The organism is Mariniplasma anaerobium, assembly GCF_016865445.1.
GTDB lineage: Bacteria > Bacillota_I > Bacilli_A > Acholeplasmatales > Acholeplasmataceae > Mariniplasma > Mariniplasma anaerobium.
In genome coordinates this window covers 408,218-423,356 of record NZ_AP024412.1, presented here as the reverse complement: position 1 = coordinate 423,356, position 15,139 = coordinate 408,218, and the positions used below count along the sequence as shown (strand labels likewise).

Genomic DNA, 15,139 nt, shown 5'->3' with positions numbered 1-15,139 from the left:
CTTATTTATCCACTTCTAATTCAAATATAATATCTCTATATTCTGCAGCTTTTTCAAAATCAAGATTATTAGCTGCATCATGCATTTGTTTACGAAGATCCTTAATTGTTTTTTCTTTTTCTTTTTTGTTCATCTTCGTATAATCTTTTTCTTCTTCAAGCACATCTTCTTTCATAGAAATATTATCTCTAATAGCTTTGATGATACTTACAGGATCTACATTATATTTAGTATTAAATGCAAGTTGTATTGCTCTTCTTCTGTTTGTTTCATCAATCGCAAATTGCATTGCATGTGAAATTGAATCAGCATACATAATAACATGCCCATTTAAGTTTCTAGCTGCTCTACCTATAGTTTGGATTAATGACCGCTCGCTTCTTAAAAAGCCTTGTTTATTGGCGTCTAGTATGGCTACAAGCGATACTTCAGGTAAATCTAGACCTTCTCTAAGTAAATTAATCCCAATTAAGCAATCATATTTACCCATTCTTAATTCTCTTAGTATTTTTATGCGATCTAGAGACTTTATTTTACTATGAAGATATGTAACTTTTAATCCTAATTGTTTAAAGTATGCAGATAAATCTTCGCTCATGCGAATCGTGAGTGTAGTTACTAAAACACGCTCGTTATTCGCAACTCTTTTTTTAATTTCAAAAAATAGATCATCCATTTGTCCAGCTGTTTTTCTTATTTCTACATCTGGATCAAGCAAATATGTTGGTCTAATAATTTGTTGAATAATAGGAATATCTCTTCCAAGTTCATATTTACCTGGTGTTGCAGATAAATAAATAACTTTATCTAATTTTTTTTCGAATTCCGCAAACTGTAAAGGTCTATTATCTAAAGCTGAAGGCAATCTAAACCCGAAGTTTATAAGTGTTTCTTTTCTTGATCGATCTCCTGCATACATCCCACCTACTTGAGGTATAGTTACATGTGATTCATCAATAATCATTAAAAAGTCATCACCAAAAAAATCGATTAATGTTGCTGGTGTTTCTCCAGCTTCTCTTAATGTCATGTGTCTTGAATAGTTTTCTACACCACTACACATTCCTATTTCTTCAAGCATTTCCATATCATATCGTGTACGTTGTTCAATGCGTTGAGCTTCTAACAACATATTATTATCTTTAAAATAAGCAATTTGTTCAGCAAGCTCATTTTTTATTCGTCTAATAGATTCATCTAAACTATCTTTATTGGTCATAAAATGCGTCGCAGGAAAAATCGATGTGTATTCAAGATTTTCTAATGCTTGACCTGTTAAGACGTCAAAGTGTTTAATATCTTCAATTTCATCTCCAAAAAATGAAACTCTTATACCTTGAGCTCTTTCATAGACAGGAATAATTTCGATAGAATCTCCCCTAACTCTAAATGTGCCCCTATGAAAATCAATATCATTTCTTTGATAAGTTAATTCTACAAGTTTATTAATAAAATGATCCCTACCAAAACTTTCTCCAACTCTAAGAAAAATCATAGAATTCTTATATGTTTCAGGATCACCTATACCATAAATACATGAAACAGATGCCACAACAATCACATCATCATGATTTAAAAGTGATGCAGTTGCGCTATGTCTCATTTCATCGATTTCATCATTAATTGATGAATCTTTTTCAATATATGTATCTGTAGAAACAACATAAGCTTCTGGTTGATAGTAATCATAATATGAAATAAAGTATTCTACTTTGTTATGAGGAAAAAAGGCTTTTAACTCGCCATATAATTGACCTGCTAAGGTTTTATTAGGTGCGAGTATCAAAGTCTTTTTTTGTAGTTTTTGTATAATATTTGCCATTGTAAAAGTTTTACCAGTTCCTGTAGCTCCTAGTAAGACTTGTTCTTTAATGTTTTGATCGATATTATTTTTTAATGTCTCGATCGCACTAATTTGATCTCCTTTTGGTTTAAAGGGAGCCTTTAAATCAAACATTGGATCACTTCTTCCCTGTTTTAAATATCTTTATCTATCTCATGTGGCTTTGGAACTAATATAGATTGAGGTACATACATAGGTTCAATAACTGCACTAGCTATATTCATTAGATGATCTGCAATTCTTTCTAAATTAGATAATATATCAACATACGTTTCAGCACCATTGAATTTGATTTGACCACTCTTTAATCTTTCCATATATCTATATCTAAAGACTTCTTCTAATTCATCAACAACATCTTCATTTTTAACAACACGTTTAGCAACTTCAATATCACCTGTTGAAAAACTATCAAGTGCATCATCAAGCATTGAAACTAAAACATTAAATATTTCTATCATTTCTTTTTGAGCATCTTCAGTTAATTCTTGTGAGTCTTTATATCTTGCAATAAAGAATTCAACGATATTAGTTAAATGATCTCCGATTCTTTCAAAGTCTTTAATTGTATCTAAGTCTCTTGAAAGTTTTTTAGAGTTATTTTTATCAAGTCCTGCCTGTGAAATCTTAATAAGGTAGTCATGCAGTTTTTGATCGTATGTGTCTAGCATCATTTCAAAAGTAAATGCTTCATTTACAGAATCTTTATTTTCCTTTAAGCTATATGCATATGTTAAAGATAAATATTCTTTAACAATTGAGCCCATATATAAAATACCTTTTCGAACAAATTCTAATGCTAAAACTGGAGATTCTTCAATTAATTTTTCATCAAACATATCATCAGGAATGACTTGTATAGATTGATCTTTAATGACTTTCTTACTTAGCCAAATCATCTTATTAATAAAGAAGAATAAACCTACTGTCATAATTGTATTTTGAATTAAATGTGCAAATGCTATCGTTAGCATTGAATATGGTTTTAAAAATCTTAATTCAAACCATGCCATAAATCTTTCGTAAGGAATTAAAATCACTAAGAATACTACAGCTGAAATCACATTAAATAAGATATGAATAAAAGATGCTCTCTTTGATTCAATATTACCACCAATTGAAGCAAGAAATGCTGTAATTGTTGTTCCAATATTAGCGCCTAATAAAATAGGAATTGCGCCATTAAGTGAAACTGATGTAATACCTTCTGCATTTAATGCATAAAGTTTTTCTAAAATACCTATTGCAGCAGATGAAGATTGAACAACGGCTGTAAAGAATGTACCAAAAAGCGTACCTAAAAGCCAATTGTCTGAAAATATATTAAACATATTTTCAGCTTGTTGGGTTTGTGCTAATGGCTTTAATCCATCGCTCATTGTGTTCAGCCCAACAAATAGCATACCAAGTCCAATTAAAACACCACCGAAATGATGTACTTTTCTGTTTTTCATAAAACTCATGATGACACCAACAAATAAAAACGCTAGTCCATAATCAGCAATAGGTAACCCAATAATAAATGCTGTTACAGTTGTTCCTATGTTTGCACCCATAATGATACCAACACTTTGCGGTAATGTCATTAAGCCTGCTCTTAATAATCCAATCATTAACGCTGTTGTACCAGATGATGATTGGATAAGTATAGTTAGGATGATACCTACAAATATACCTTTTAGTGGTGTGTTCGTTGTTTTTTCTATGATTGCTTTTAATTTATTTCCCGCTGCGGATTTAAGTGATTCACTCATTAAGTTTATACCAAATATAAAGAGTGCTAATCCACCGAAAACAAACATCAAACTATCTCCGTAATTTATGCTAGCATATATCATTAAATGTCCTCCTAAAAATTTTCAACCATTATTATTTTACTTTATATTGACCAAAATTGCGAACGTTTTTTAAAAAAAGTCCTTACTTTTTTTAAAATAAGGACTTTATTTAAAATTTATAAAATATCAATGATTAAATAAGTAGAAGATTTTTATATATTTTTCTTTTTTGCCGATCTTATATATAGGAATAATAATGAGAAACTATATGCATATTGTATAAAAAATTGAAAAATTTCTGGATGACTATACCAACCAATTGTAGCATATAACGCAATACCTACAGGTTGATTCTTATGATTTAAGAATGTTGCTGATAAATCATATGCTTTAGTATATATCCAATGTCCAGATTCTATGATTGATTCAGCTTTGAAATAAGAAAATAATTCGTGAAAACTATAACCTAACATAAATCCAGCTTGCAATATAAGATAAATCATTGTAATGTTGAATATTGTCTTTAGATTTACTTTTATTAATGATTTATAAAATAAATACACCAATATTGAAGACATTGCTATACCACTTAATGCACCTATAGCATATGAAGTTTTTTCTACAGAAGCCATAGTGAATAAAACAATTTCAGCACCTTCTCTAGCAACCATGACTGTAGCTAATAGAATGATTGCTTTTTTTGATAGGCTAATACTCATCTTATCATTTATTTCATTTACTATACTACTTCTATTTTTTAACATATAAATAACAAATGTAGTAATTAACATTAAAGCAAAGAAAGAAGCTCCAAATTCCCAAAGTTTAACAATGTTAGTATTGCCTTCTCCTATTAAGTTAGATATCCCAAATAACAGTACCCCAAATACAATAGAAATTATAATTCCATAAGCAAGTCCTTGAAAAACAAACTTCTTATCTTTTTGTCTTTTAGTTTTATTTAAATATTCTAACATAATAGAAATTATCAGAAATGCTTCTAAGCCTTCTCTTATACCCATTATGAATCCTGGTAAAATCTCTATAGAAAACATATTTTTTCTCCTTTTTATCAATGTTCATTTAACTATAACAAAAAAAGAAGTGCATATCAATTATATTGATTAACATTCTAATTACGTTTCTAATTAGCCGTTATCTCTATTTTTTAGTTGCTTATAATCTAGCCTGTTTTTTATAATAAATAAAAAAATGGTTGCTTCCAAAGGAAACAACCATTCATTTATTTTGTAATTATAGTTTGATAAAAAATTTATGCCCTTACTCAAAATTAATTTTCTTTAATTGGTATTTTTCTTACTGTTTAATTGATTTTACTAATAAATCAAAGATTTCAGGCTCATAACTTCTCATCCGTACTATACCTAATAAATCTTTATAACGGACAATAATATCTCCTATTTTTTCTATTTGTAAAACTGGATTTTTCCTATATGTTATTTTTTGTATTTTTACTTTTTGAATATAAGATTTCTTAATTGTAAAAGCACCTCTTTGAAAACTAAGTATATTCTTAGTCATATATATTTCATGGTGTTTTAACCTCAAGTATAACCCAACAAAACAAACAATATAAAATAACGCATTGACTAAAATTGGAAAAACAAAGTTTTTCAAATCAATACCAAATAAAATATACGGTATAGCTGTAAAGATAGTTAAGATACTCATTGGAAGTATGATGAAATTTAGATATTTATACTTATTGGGTTTATATGGCATACTAGTTTCTTGTATGAGCCCAATATCTTCTAAAGCACTACTTAATAATTGGAGTCTTGTAATAGGGAGTAATGATTTACTCTCAATTTTAGCTTTACCTTCATCATTTGTTTGACCACCAATACCAATAACAGAGACTGTTAATTCATAGAAATGAAAAACTCTATACAAAAGAGATTGTGTGATATGATATGCATTGATACGATTTTTATGTATTTTAAACTCTACTTTATTCAATAACCCATATTTGTAAGTAATAGTTTTTTCTTCAATAATTAATTGGTATTTATAGTATTTAATAAGATTAAATAACATTAAGAAAATTGCACCAGTAATTATCATAATTAAAGCAACAATAATTACGACTAACAAAGCAAATGAATCACTAGACTCTGTATCAATTTGATCAAGGAGTGGGAAAAATCCAAATGAAATAAATATTGATACTAATGAAAACACTAAAAATCCTGGCTTTAAAAGACCCATATATATGAGTTCATACCATTTAGCTTGATAGTATACATCTTCTTCTATGTCCATTACTTTATTATAATCAATCGGAGAAGGCAACGTTAAACCTTCTTGAGTTTTTCTTTTTTCTATAAACTCTTTAACAGCAGGCGCGTACTTCTTATCAACTGTAATAGATGCTTCGGGCATGATAGCTGCTGTGCTTCCAGTATCTAGTTGCAATCTTGATACACCTAAAATAATATTTAGAAAACTACGTTTAATAGAAATAGAATGGATATTTTCATAAGGGATATCTATTTTCTTTCTATATATTAATCCTTTTTCTATCAAGAATGATTCATCTTGGTCTGAAAACAAATGTCTATTTAAAATCATCCAATATAAAACTAATTGAATGATAAAAGTTAATAAAAATATACCCAAAATAATAAGAGACTCTTTAGTTGTTAATTCATTAACTGTCTGGTTTTCATCTTCGAATAATACAGAAAGCGCTGTAATTGCAATGAAAAACGATAAACCAAATGCTTTTAAAATATCTATTATATACTTTCTTCTAGCTATATGATATTTAGGATTCATCTGTTTTTGCCTCTCCTGAATCTAAATATTCTTGTAGTTTTTCTCTAATTTGATGAATAACATCGTTCGCTATATCTTGTGGTAATCCAATGATAATATCATGTGATCCGGCTGTATGTATGATTATAGTAGACTGTTTAAACAATGTTTGAATAGGACCTTGCAGTCTTTCTATATGTTGTATACGTTTTAGTGGAATATAATCTGTATTTCTAAAAAGTACTCCTTTTTGAATAAGAACATACTCTTCTTGAACTTGGTATCCACATAATGAATAGATAAAGAAAGGTAAAACAAAATTAAATATTAAAAGTAGTATAGTACTTATTGAAAGAAATCCAATGAGTATTGGCTTTACAATATCTGGCCCAAAATTTTCTTTAGGATAAAAAATAACAAAAATAAAACCTATATATACGATTAAAGACCCTATGGTTCTAACTACTAAAACATATGTGTTTACTTTTTTATCTAATTTATTTAACATATAAAATCCCCCTAGTCATTTGTGTATAATATTAGCACCTATTTATTATTTTGTCAATTCGTTTTTTAATAGATAGTTTCTCTTATATTCGTCCAACTCTAGCACTACTCTGCACGCTCTTCTTCAATACTGATGACCTGTGTTCCAAAAGAAAAAGTTGCTTCCTATAAAGGAAAGCAACTTTTTATATAATTCTTATTTAAAATCAATATTTATCTAGGATTTTTAATGTTTGCATGTGCTGCAGCTAATCTTGCGATTGGAACTCTAAATGGAGAACATGAAACGTAAGTTAAGCCAATTGCATGACAGAATTCGATTGAAAGTGGATCTCCACCGTGTTCACCACAGATACCTAATTTAATATCAGGTCTAGTTTGTTTACCTAGTTCAGATGCCATCTTCATAAGTTTACCAACACCTTTTTGATCTACGTGAGCAAATGGGTCGTTAACAAAGATTTTCTTGTCATAATAATCTTTTAAGAATTTACCAGCATCATCGCGGCTAAATCCAAATGTCATTTGTGTTAAGTCATTTGTACCAAAGCTGAAGAATTCTGCTTCTTGAGCAATTTCATCTGCTAATAATGCAGCTCTTGGAACTTCAATCATAGTACCTACTGAATATTTAAGATCAACTTTAGCATCTTTAATAATTTGATTTGCAGTTTTTACAACTACATCTTTAATATATTTAAGTTCTTTAAGTTCTCCTACAAGTGGAATCATGATTTCTGGTTTAACTGACATACCAGATTTATTAACTTCAATTGCTGCTTCAATCACTGCACGTGTTTGCATTTCAGCAATTTCAGGATATGTAACACTTAAACGAACGCCACGGTGACCTAACATAGGGTTAGTTTCGTGTAAGTCGTTAATAGTTGCATTTAATTCTTTTTCTGTAATTCCCATATCTTTAGCTAATGCTTTAATATCATCTGCTTCAGTTGGAAGGAATTCATGAAGTGGTGGATCTAAGTAACGAATAGTTACTGGGAATCCTTGCATTTCTTTATATAGACCAATAAAGTCTTCTCTTTGCATTGGTAATAATTTAGCTAATGCTGCTTTACGTTCTTCTTCGTTTTTAGCAACGATCATTTCTCTTACTGAAGAAATTCTATCTGCTTCAAAGAACATATGTTCTGTTCTACATAGACCAATACCTTTAGCTCCAAAATCGAATGCTACTTTAGCATCTCTTGGATTATCAGCATTAGTACGAACTTCTAAACTAGCAAATTTATCAGCCCATGACATAAGTGTTTCGAAGTCACCAGATACAGTTGCATCCATAGTTTCTACTTTTTCACCATAAATCTTACCAGTTGAGCCGTCTAGAGAAATCCAGTCGCCTTCTTTATAAGTTTCGCCATTTACTTCAAATATTTTCTTAGCTTCAGATACACGAACTGAACCTGCACCTGCAACACAACATCTACCCATACCACGAGCAACAACTGCAGCATGTGAAGTCATTCCTCCACGAGATGTTAGAATACCTGATGCAACGATCATACCTTCGATATCTTCAGGAGATGTTTCTTGTCTTACTAAAATAACAGGAAGACCATCCATTTCCTTTAACTCTTTAGCGCGATCTGCAGAAAATGCAACACGTCCTGTAGCTGCACCTGGAGATGCATTTAATCCAGTAGCAATCAATTTAGCTTTTCCTAATGATGCAGGATTAAATTGTGGATGAAGTAGAGAATCCAATTGACTTGGTTCTACTTTTAATAAAGCTTCTTTTTCAGTTAATACGCCTTCTTTAACAAGGTCAATCGCAATTTTTAAAGCTGCTTGTGCAGTTCTTTTACCATTTCTTGTTTGAAGGATATATAATTTACCTTTTTGAATGGTAAATTCTAAATCTTGCATATCACGATAATGAGCTTCTAATTTATTAGAAATTTCAACGAATTGATTGTAGATGCCTTCATTATCTTTTTGTAATTCACTAATAGGTTTTGGAGTACGGATACCCGCAACAACATCTTCACCTTGTGCATTAAATAAATATTCACCATATAATACTTTAGTACCATCAGATGGATTTCTTGTAAAGGCAACGCCTGTACCAGAAGTGTCTCCCATGTTACCAAAAACCATTGCTTGAACATTTACAGCAGTTCCCCATTCGTAAGGAATGTGGTTTAATCTACGATATGTATTTGCTCTTGGGTTATCCCATGATCTAAATACAGCAGTAATTGCTTCAATTAATTGTTCTTTAGGATCTTGAGGAAATTCTTCCCCTTTTAATTTTAAATATAAAGCTTTAAATTCTCCAACTAAATCTACAAGATCTTGATCTCCTAAATCTGTATCAAATTCTGCGCCTTTTCTTTCTTTCATTTCTGCTAATAATTCTTCGTATTTTTCCTTGTCTATTTCCATAACAACGTCAGAAAACATTTGGATAAAACGTCTATAAGAATCATATGCAAAACGTGTGTTACCTGTAAGCTTAGCTAATCCCTTAACAGATTCATCATTTAAACCTAAGTTTAAAATTGTATCCATCATACCTGGCATTGATGCTCTAGCTCCTGAACGAACAGATACTAAGAATGGATCGTTAGCATCTCCGAATTTCTTTCCTTCTAACTTTTCAGTTGCTGCAAGAGCTTTTTCGATTTGCTCTATAATCTCAGGTGCAATCTTCTTACCTCTAGCATAATAATCATTACATGCTTCGGTTGTTACTGTAAAACCTTGTGGAACTGGCATACCGATTTTGCTCATTTCAGCTAAATTGGCACCTTTACCACCAAGAAGGTTTTTCATTGTTTGATTTCCTTCTTTAAATAAGTAAACAAATTTTGTCATTTATAATTTCCTTTCTATCTTTTATATATTTTTTTTATTAAACACAATTTCATTAAGAGATTTTTTTAACTAATGAATATAATTCATTTTTTGGTCTCTTTTGGCCTATAATATTTGCGAATGGTAAGTGTACCATTCTTGAATCTCTAATTCCTACACAAACTCCATAAATATCATCATTTAAAAGTTCAACAGCATAAGTTCCCATACGTGATCCTAAAATACGATCTTCTGGACAAGGTTGACCACCTCTTTGAATATATCCTAAAACTGTTGCACGTGAACTAAATCCTGTTGCTTCTGTAATTTCTTCAGCAAGTGCATGTACATCTAATATCTTTTCAGTAATAACGATAATCGCATGTCTTCTGCCTTCGCCTTTATATTTTTTAATCTTTGCAACCATATCTGCTTTATCCATTGGATTTTCTGGTGTGATGATAAACTCAGCACCCCCACAAATTCCTGCATAAACAGCTAAATCACCACTATGTCTACCCATCACTTCAATAATACTTACTCTTTGATGTGATGATGATGTATCTCTTAGTTTATCGATTGCATCTACAATCGTTTGAACTGCAGTACTAAAACCAATCGTGAAATCAGTTCCTGGAATATCATTATCAATTGTGCCTGGCAAACCAATAACTTTTAATCCCATTTTAGCTAATTCCATTGCACCTCTATATGTGCCATCTCCACCGATTGTAATAAGTGCTTCTATATCTCTAGCTTTTAAATTATCAATAGCTTTTTGTCTTACTTCTATTTCTTTGAATTCAGGAAGTCTTGATGTACCTAAAAAAGTACCGCCTTTAGATAACATGCCTGACACAGATTGATGTGTAAGTAAAATCATCTCATCTTCAACTAATCCTTTATATCCATCTTTTACTCCATAAACTTCATGACCATACATGGTCCCAGAACGAACAACTGCTCTTATTGCAGCATTCATGCCTGGAGCATCACCGCCGGAAGTCAAAACTGCGATTTTCATATTTAATATCTCCTTCGAGTAACAAATCCTAACCAATATTTATTATAACATATATGTTATATCTTTTAAACGGATGTAACTTAGTTTTTTACGATTTATGAAAACGATTTTTTAACAAAAAGATATTTATCTATGTTAAAATAGACATGTTGAAGTAAAAAAAATATAAGAAACGGTGATGAAAATATGAAAAATTTAAAAGGTGCTGCACTTCTTGGCCAATCAGGCGGTCCAACAAGTGTTATTAATTCTAGTGCTGCTGGTGTTTTCTTAGAAGCTTTAAAACAAGAAAATATTACTGATGTATATGGAGCAGTTCATGGTATTAAAGGTGTATTACACGAAGAGTTTTATGATATTAGACAAGAAGATGTTGAAGAACTTAAACTATTAAAAAATACACCATCATCTGCAATTGGTAGCGTTCGCTACAAATTAGCTGATCCAAAAAAAGATGATACAGATTATAAACGTCTACTTGAAGTATTCAAAAAATACAATATACGTTATTTTTTCTACAATGGTGGAAATGATTCAATGGATACATGTAATAAGATTTCAAAATTCTTTAAAAAATCCGGTTATGATTGTAATGTAATGGGTGTTCCTAAGACAATCGATAATGACTTAAACATTACAGACCATTCTCCAGGATTTGCAAGTGCTGCAAAATATGTAGCTACTTCATTTATGGAGTTATATCTAGATGCTACAGTCTATGCAATTCCTCAAATTACAATCGTTGAAGTTATGGGTAGAAATGCTGGTTGGTTAACTGCTGCATCTGCACTAGCTTCTTATAAAGGACAAGGTCCTGACTTAATCTATGTACCTGAAGTTGCATTTGATTTAGAAGAATTCTTTGAAGATGTCAAAAGAATTTTAAAAGAAAAAGGTAAAGTTTTAGTTGCAGTATCTGAAGGCATTAAAAATGCTAAAGGTCAATATATTGCTGAAACTCTACAAGAATTAAAGACTGATGCATTTGGTCATGCACAATTAGGTGGAACTGCAGCTGTATTAGCTACTGAAGTATCAAATAGAATCAATGTTAAAGTTAGAGCAATTGAATTTAGTTTATTACAACGCTCTGCAGCTCACTTAGCTTCAAAAGTTGATGTTGAAGAAGCATTTAAAGCTGGTCAAAAAGCTGTTAAAGCAGCTGTAAGAGGAACAACTGATAAAATGGTTGGTTTTGAAAGAGTCTCATCAAATCCTTATAAGATTAAATATAAATTAATCTCTTTAAAGAAAGCTGCTAACGAAGAACAAAAACTTCCATTAGAATGGATTAAACCAAGAGGTCAAGGATTTACACAAGAATTTATTGATTATGCATTACCACTAATTCAAGGTGAATCAAAAGCTAAATTAGTTGATGGTCTTCCTAGATTTGCAAAATTAAAGAAAATAAGAGTTCAAAAAAAATAAGTTTGTAAAGAGTATCCAAATCGGATACTCTTTTTTTAGTTTGAAAAATGTTATTTATGAAATATAAAAATTAAGGTATAATATACTAAATTAAGCAAAATGAATCGAGGGATACGAAATGGATTTTTTAAATGTTTGGTGGGTTTATCTCATTGTAGGAATTATTTTTCTTTATGTATTAACACAAAGTACAGTTTTCTTGCTCAAAGCACGAAAAAGAGCAATTGAACTTGAATTTACGAAAGAGCAAATTAGAAAAACAATCACTTCTTCTATGATCTTTTCAATTGCTCCATCTATGGCTATATTATTTGGACTTGTTATTCTGACTAAAGTATTTGGTCCGATGGTCGCAGGTTTAAGATTAGGCACATTAGGTGCGCTAACTTATGAACTTCCTGCAGCAACTAATGTTATCAAAGGTGTTTTTGGTTTAAACATCGGAAGTGCATCAATTACTCCTGATATGATTGTAACTGCTCTATGGGTTATGACTCTAGGTTGTATACCACCACTTTTGATTGTTCCTTTATTTTTAAAAAAGATTAGTAAAAAATTTGATCAGATCAAAGAAAAAGATTCTACTTGGAAAAACATTATGATGGATGCTTTATTTTTGGGTATGATATCAGCTTTTGTAGGATATGTTGTAGCACCTATAACTAATGAAGTTACTAATGAAACGTATATTTCAATACTAGCTATTTTGGTTTTATTATCTAGTGCTGGATTAATTATTATATTTGGTTTTATCATTAAAAAATATAAACAAGAATGGCTTAAGAATTATGCATTGCCTTTATCGATGATGTCATCGATGGCACTTGCATTACTTTATGCTTTATTGGGGGTAAGATAAATGAAAAGAACATATCAAGATCAAATACATTTTGAAGGACGTATTTGGATGTTAGGTGCTTTATTATTATTTGTATCTCTTCCCTTGTCAATAAGTATTTTTACAGGTATTTGGCCAAGCTTTAGTAATTTTTTACCAGGATTTATTGCAACTGCAGTAATCTTTTGGCCCGTTACTACAATTGAAGTGTTTACCTTTACACCAATGCTCGGTTCTGGTAGTAGTTACCTAGCTTTTGTGACTGGTAATTTAACAAGTTTAAAAGTTCCTGCTGCACTTAATGCACAAGATGCATTAAATGTTGAAAAGGGAACCGATGAAGGTGACGTATTAGCTACGATTGCTGTCGCATCTTCTTCAATCGCAACTACTTTAATCATCATTATTGGTATTGTTTTAATTATTCCATTGGCTCCTATTTTAGAATCAGATGTCTTAAAGCCTGCTTTTGATAATGTGATTCCAGCATTATTTGGAGCAATCGGAATTGTTTATATTTCTAAAAGATTTAAAGTTGCAATTTTTCCACTTATCTTTATGATTCTCTTCTTCTTATTCGTCCCTGGAAGTGGTGGTTTAGTTGGTATTATGGTACCTGTTGGTGTCATTATTTCATTAGTTGTTTCAAGAATTCTTTATAAGAAAGGAATGATTGAGTAATGGATGATTATCTATATGTTTTAATTGGTATTTTTGTTATATTAATTATTATTATATTGGTTAAAACTATTCAATTCAAGCCTATATTATATCCAGAAATGAAAAAGAAATATGAGATTGATGAGTCTAGAGTTTTAGAGTCATTATCACAAAAAATAAAGATTCCTACGATATCTTATCCAGATTCAAAAAAGATAAATAAAAAAGCGTTTCTTGATTTTAAAGCTCATTTAAAAGAACGCTATCCTTTAATATATGAACATGCTACTTATAAAGAAATTGGAACTGGAGTTTTATATCATATCAAAGGTGAAAAATCAGATGATCCAACAGTTCTAATGGCTCATTTTGATATAGTTCCTGTTGAGGGAAATTGGACATTTGAGCCATTTAGTGGTAAAATCGATGATACCTATATTTATGGTAGAGGAACGCTTGATACAAAGAGCAGTTTAAATGCAGTCATGGAAGGCTTAGAGTTTAGTTTAAAAAATGGAAAAGTCTTTAATCGTGATTTATATGTCTCTTTTTCTGGTGATGAAGAAATCAATGGAGAAACTCAACATTTGATGGTTGAACACTTTAAAAAAGAAGGTATCCAACCTTATATGGTTTTAGACGAAGGTGGAGCAATTGTTTCTAATATGTTCCCTGGTGTCGATAAAAAAGCTGCAGTTATCGGTATTGCTGAAAAAGGATTTATGAATGTTAAGTTAACTGCATATTCTAAAGGTGGTCATGCTTCAACTCCACCCAAAAATACAGCTTTAACTACATTATCTAAAGCAGTTGTTAAGTTAAATAAATCAAAAACTTTCAAATTGAAATTAACTGAACCTGTCAAAGTATTATTTAATACATTAGCTCCTTATTCTAAGAGTTTTCCTATTAAGATGATTTTCGCAAATCTATGGATTTTCACACCAATTGTTAAATTGATTGCTAAACTATCTGGTGGTGAATTATTATCTATGTTTAAAACAACTCAAGCTTTTACTACATCAAGTGCAAGCGATGCATTAAATGTATTACCTAATCAAGCTTCTGTTGGAATAAATTATAGATTAAGACCACATGAAGATAGTCAAACAGTTTTAAAAAAGATTAGACGAGTTATTCATAATGATGATATTAAGATTGAAGTTATTAATGTTTCAGAAGCAACGACTACTTCTATATTAGATGATGCATATGGACTTGTTAGACAATCAATTAAAAAGACATGGCCTGATGTTGTTGTAACACCTTACTTAATGGTTGCTACTTCTGATTCTAGACATTATCATGAGATATGTGAAAGAGTCTATAAGTTTTCTCCTATGGATGTTAGTAAAGATGATTTAAAGCTAATTCATGGTGAAGATGAAAAGATTACTAGAGAAAATGTTATTAATGGTACAAACTTTTATATTAATTTAATTGAAAAATTATAATTTAAGATT

11 protein-coding genes are annotated in these 15,139 nt (G+C 30.5%); 4 read left to right on the top strand and 7 right to left on the bottom strand.

The window, feature by feature from the left end; genetic code table 11:
• Position 1: 1 nt before the first annotated feature.
• From uvrB to pfkA, 7 genes are all read right to left on the bottom strand, one after another.
• Positions 2-1,957: an excinuclease ABC subunit UvrB gene (gene uvrB, locus MPAN_RS02090; RefSeq protein ID WP_176240115.1), complete on the bottom strand. Its 1,956-nt coding sequence runs from the start codon at positions 1,955-1,957 to the stop codon at positions 2-4.
• Positions 1,958-1,977: 20 nt separating this feature from the next.
• Positions 1,978-3,681 (bottom strand): Na/Pi cotransporter family protein, encoded by a 1,704-nt coding sequence (locus MPAN_RS02085; RefSeq protein ID WP_176240114.1) that lies wholly within the window; start codon positions 3,679-3,681, stop codon positions 1,978-1,980.
• A gap of 152 nt (positions 3,682-3,833) precedes the next feature.
• A complete protein-coding gene (locus MPAN_RS02080) occupies positions 3,834-4,676 on the bottom strand; it encodes an FTR1 family iron permease (RefSeq protein WP_176240113.1) in 843 nt (280 codons plus the stop codon).
• Positions 4,677-4,938: 262 nt separating this feature from the next.
• Positions 4,939-6,420, bottom strand: coding sequence for a PH domain-containing protein (locus MPAN_RS02075; protein WP_176240112.1), 1,482 nt, complete (start codon positions 6,418-6,420; stop codon positions 4,939-4,941).
• Positions 6,410-6,907: a PH domain-containing protein gene (locus MPAN_RS02070; RefSeq protein WP_176240111.1), complete on the bottom strand. Its 498-nt coding sequence runs from the start codon at positions 6,905-6,907 to the stop codon at positions 6,410-6,412. The genes MPAN_RS02075 and MPAN_RS02070 overlap by 11 nt, the downstream gene beginning before the upstream one ends.
• A gap of 212 nt (positions 6,908-7,119) precedes the next feature.
• Positions 7,120-9,744: a pyruvate, phosphate dikinase gene (ppdK, locus tag MPAN_RS02065; RefSeq protein WP_176240110.1), complete on the bottom strand. Its 2,625-nt coding sequence runs from the start codon at positions 9,742-9,744 to the stop codon at positions 7,120-7,122.
• A gap of 52 nt (positions 9,745-9,796) precedes the next feature.
• The gene (pfkA, locus tag MPAN_RS02060; protein ID WP_176240109.1) at positions 9,797-10,747 is read right to left on the bottom strand and encodes a 6-phosphofructokinase; all 951 of its coding nucleotides are present in this window, start codon (positions 10,745-10,747) and stop codon (positions 9,797-9,799) included.
• 186 nt (positions 10,748-10,933) lie between these two features.
• Here pfkA and MPAN_RS02055 point away from each other — a divergent pair, with 186 nt between their 5' ends.
• From MPAN_RS02055 to MPAN_RS02040, 4 genes are all read left to right on the top strand, one after another.
• Positions 10,934-12,178, top strand: coding sequence for a 6-phosphofructokinase (locus MPAN_RS02055; RefSeq protein ID WP_176240108.1), 1,245 nt, complete (start codon positions 10,934-10,936; stop codon positions 12,176-12,178).
• A 118-nt stretch (positions 12,179-12,296) separates the two neighbouring features.
• Positions 12,297-13,037 carry a DUF5058 family protein gene (locus tag MPAN_RS02050; protein WP_176240107.1) on the top strand — a complete coding sequence of 247 codons (741 nt, stop codon included), beginning with the start codon at positions 12,297-12,299 and terminating at the stop codon, positions 13,035-13,037.
• Complete coding sequence (locus MPAN_RS02045) at positions 13,038-13,697, top strand: hypothetical protein (protein ID WP_176240106.1); 660 nt, start codon at positions 13,038-13,040, stop codon at positions 13,695-13,697.
• Positions 13,697-15,130 carry a M20/M25/M40 family metallo-hydrolase gene (locus tag MPAN_RS02040; RefSeq protein ID WP_176240105.1) on the top strand — a complete coding sequence of 478 codons (1,434 nt, stop codon included), beginning with the start codon at positions 13,697-13,699 and terminating at the stop codon, positions 15,128-15,130. Before MPAN_RS02045 ends, MPAN_RS02040 begins: the two co-directional genes overlap by 1 nt.
• The last annotated feature ends 9 nt before the right edge of the window (positions 15,131-15,139 follow it).

Excerpts from the sequence above, each read along its gene's own strand:
- MPAN_RS02045 (WP_176240106.1), top strand. The coding sequence starts at position 13,038 with ATGAAAAGAACATATCAAGATCAAATACATTTTGAAGGACGTATTTGG.
- MPAN_RS02050 (WP_176240107.1), top strand. The coding sequence starts at position 12,297 with ATGGATTTTTTAAATGTTTGGTGGGTTTATCTCATTGTAGGAATTATT.
- ppdK (WP_176240110.1), bottom strand. The coding sequence starts at position 9,744 with ATGACAAAATTTGTTTACTTATTTAAAGAAGGAAATCAAACAATGAAA.
- pfkA (WP_176240109.1), bottom strand. The coding sequence starts at position 10,747 with ATGAAAATCGCAGTTTTGACTTCCGGCGGTGATGCTCCAGGCATGAAT.
- MPAN_RS02085 (WP_176240114.1), bottom strand. The coding sequence starts at position 3,681 with ATGATATATGCTAGCATAAATTACGGAGATAGTTTGATGTTTGTTTTC.
- MPAN_RS02040 (WP_176240105.1), top strand. The coding sequence starts at position 13,697 with ATGGATGATTATCTATATGTTTTAATTGGTATTTTTGTTATATTAATT.
- MPAN_RS02080 (WP_176240113.1), bottom strand. The coding sequence starts at position 4,676 with ATGTTTTCTATAGAGATTTTACCAGGATTCATAATGGGTATAAGAGAA.
- MPAN_RS02055 (WP_176240108.1), top strand. The coding sequence starts at position 10,934 with ATGAAAAATTTAAAAGGTGCTGCACTTCTTGGCCAATCAGGCGGTCCA.
- MPAN_RS02075 (WP_176240112.1), bottom strand. The coding sequence starts at position 6,420 with ATGAATCCTAAATATCATATAGCTAGAAGAAAGTATATAATAGATATT.
- uvrB (WP_176240115.1), bottom strand. The coding sequence starts at position 1,957 with ATGTTTGATTTAAAGGCTCCCTTTAAACCAAAAGGAGATCAAATTAGT.
- MPAN_RS02070 (WP_176240111.1), bottom strand. The coding sequence starts at position 6,907 with ATGTTAAATAAATTAGATAAAAAAGTAAACACATATGTTTTAGTAGTT.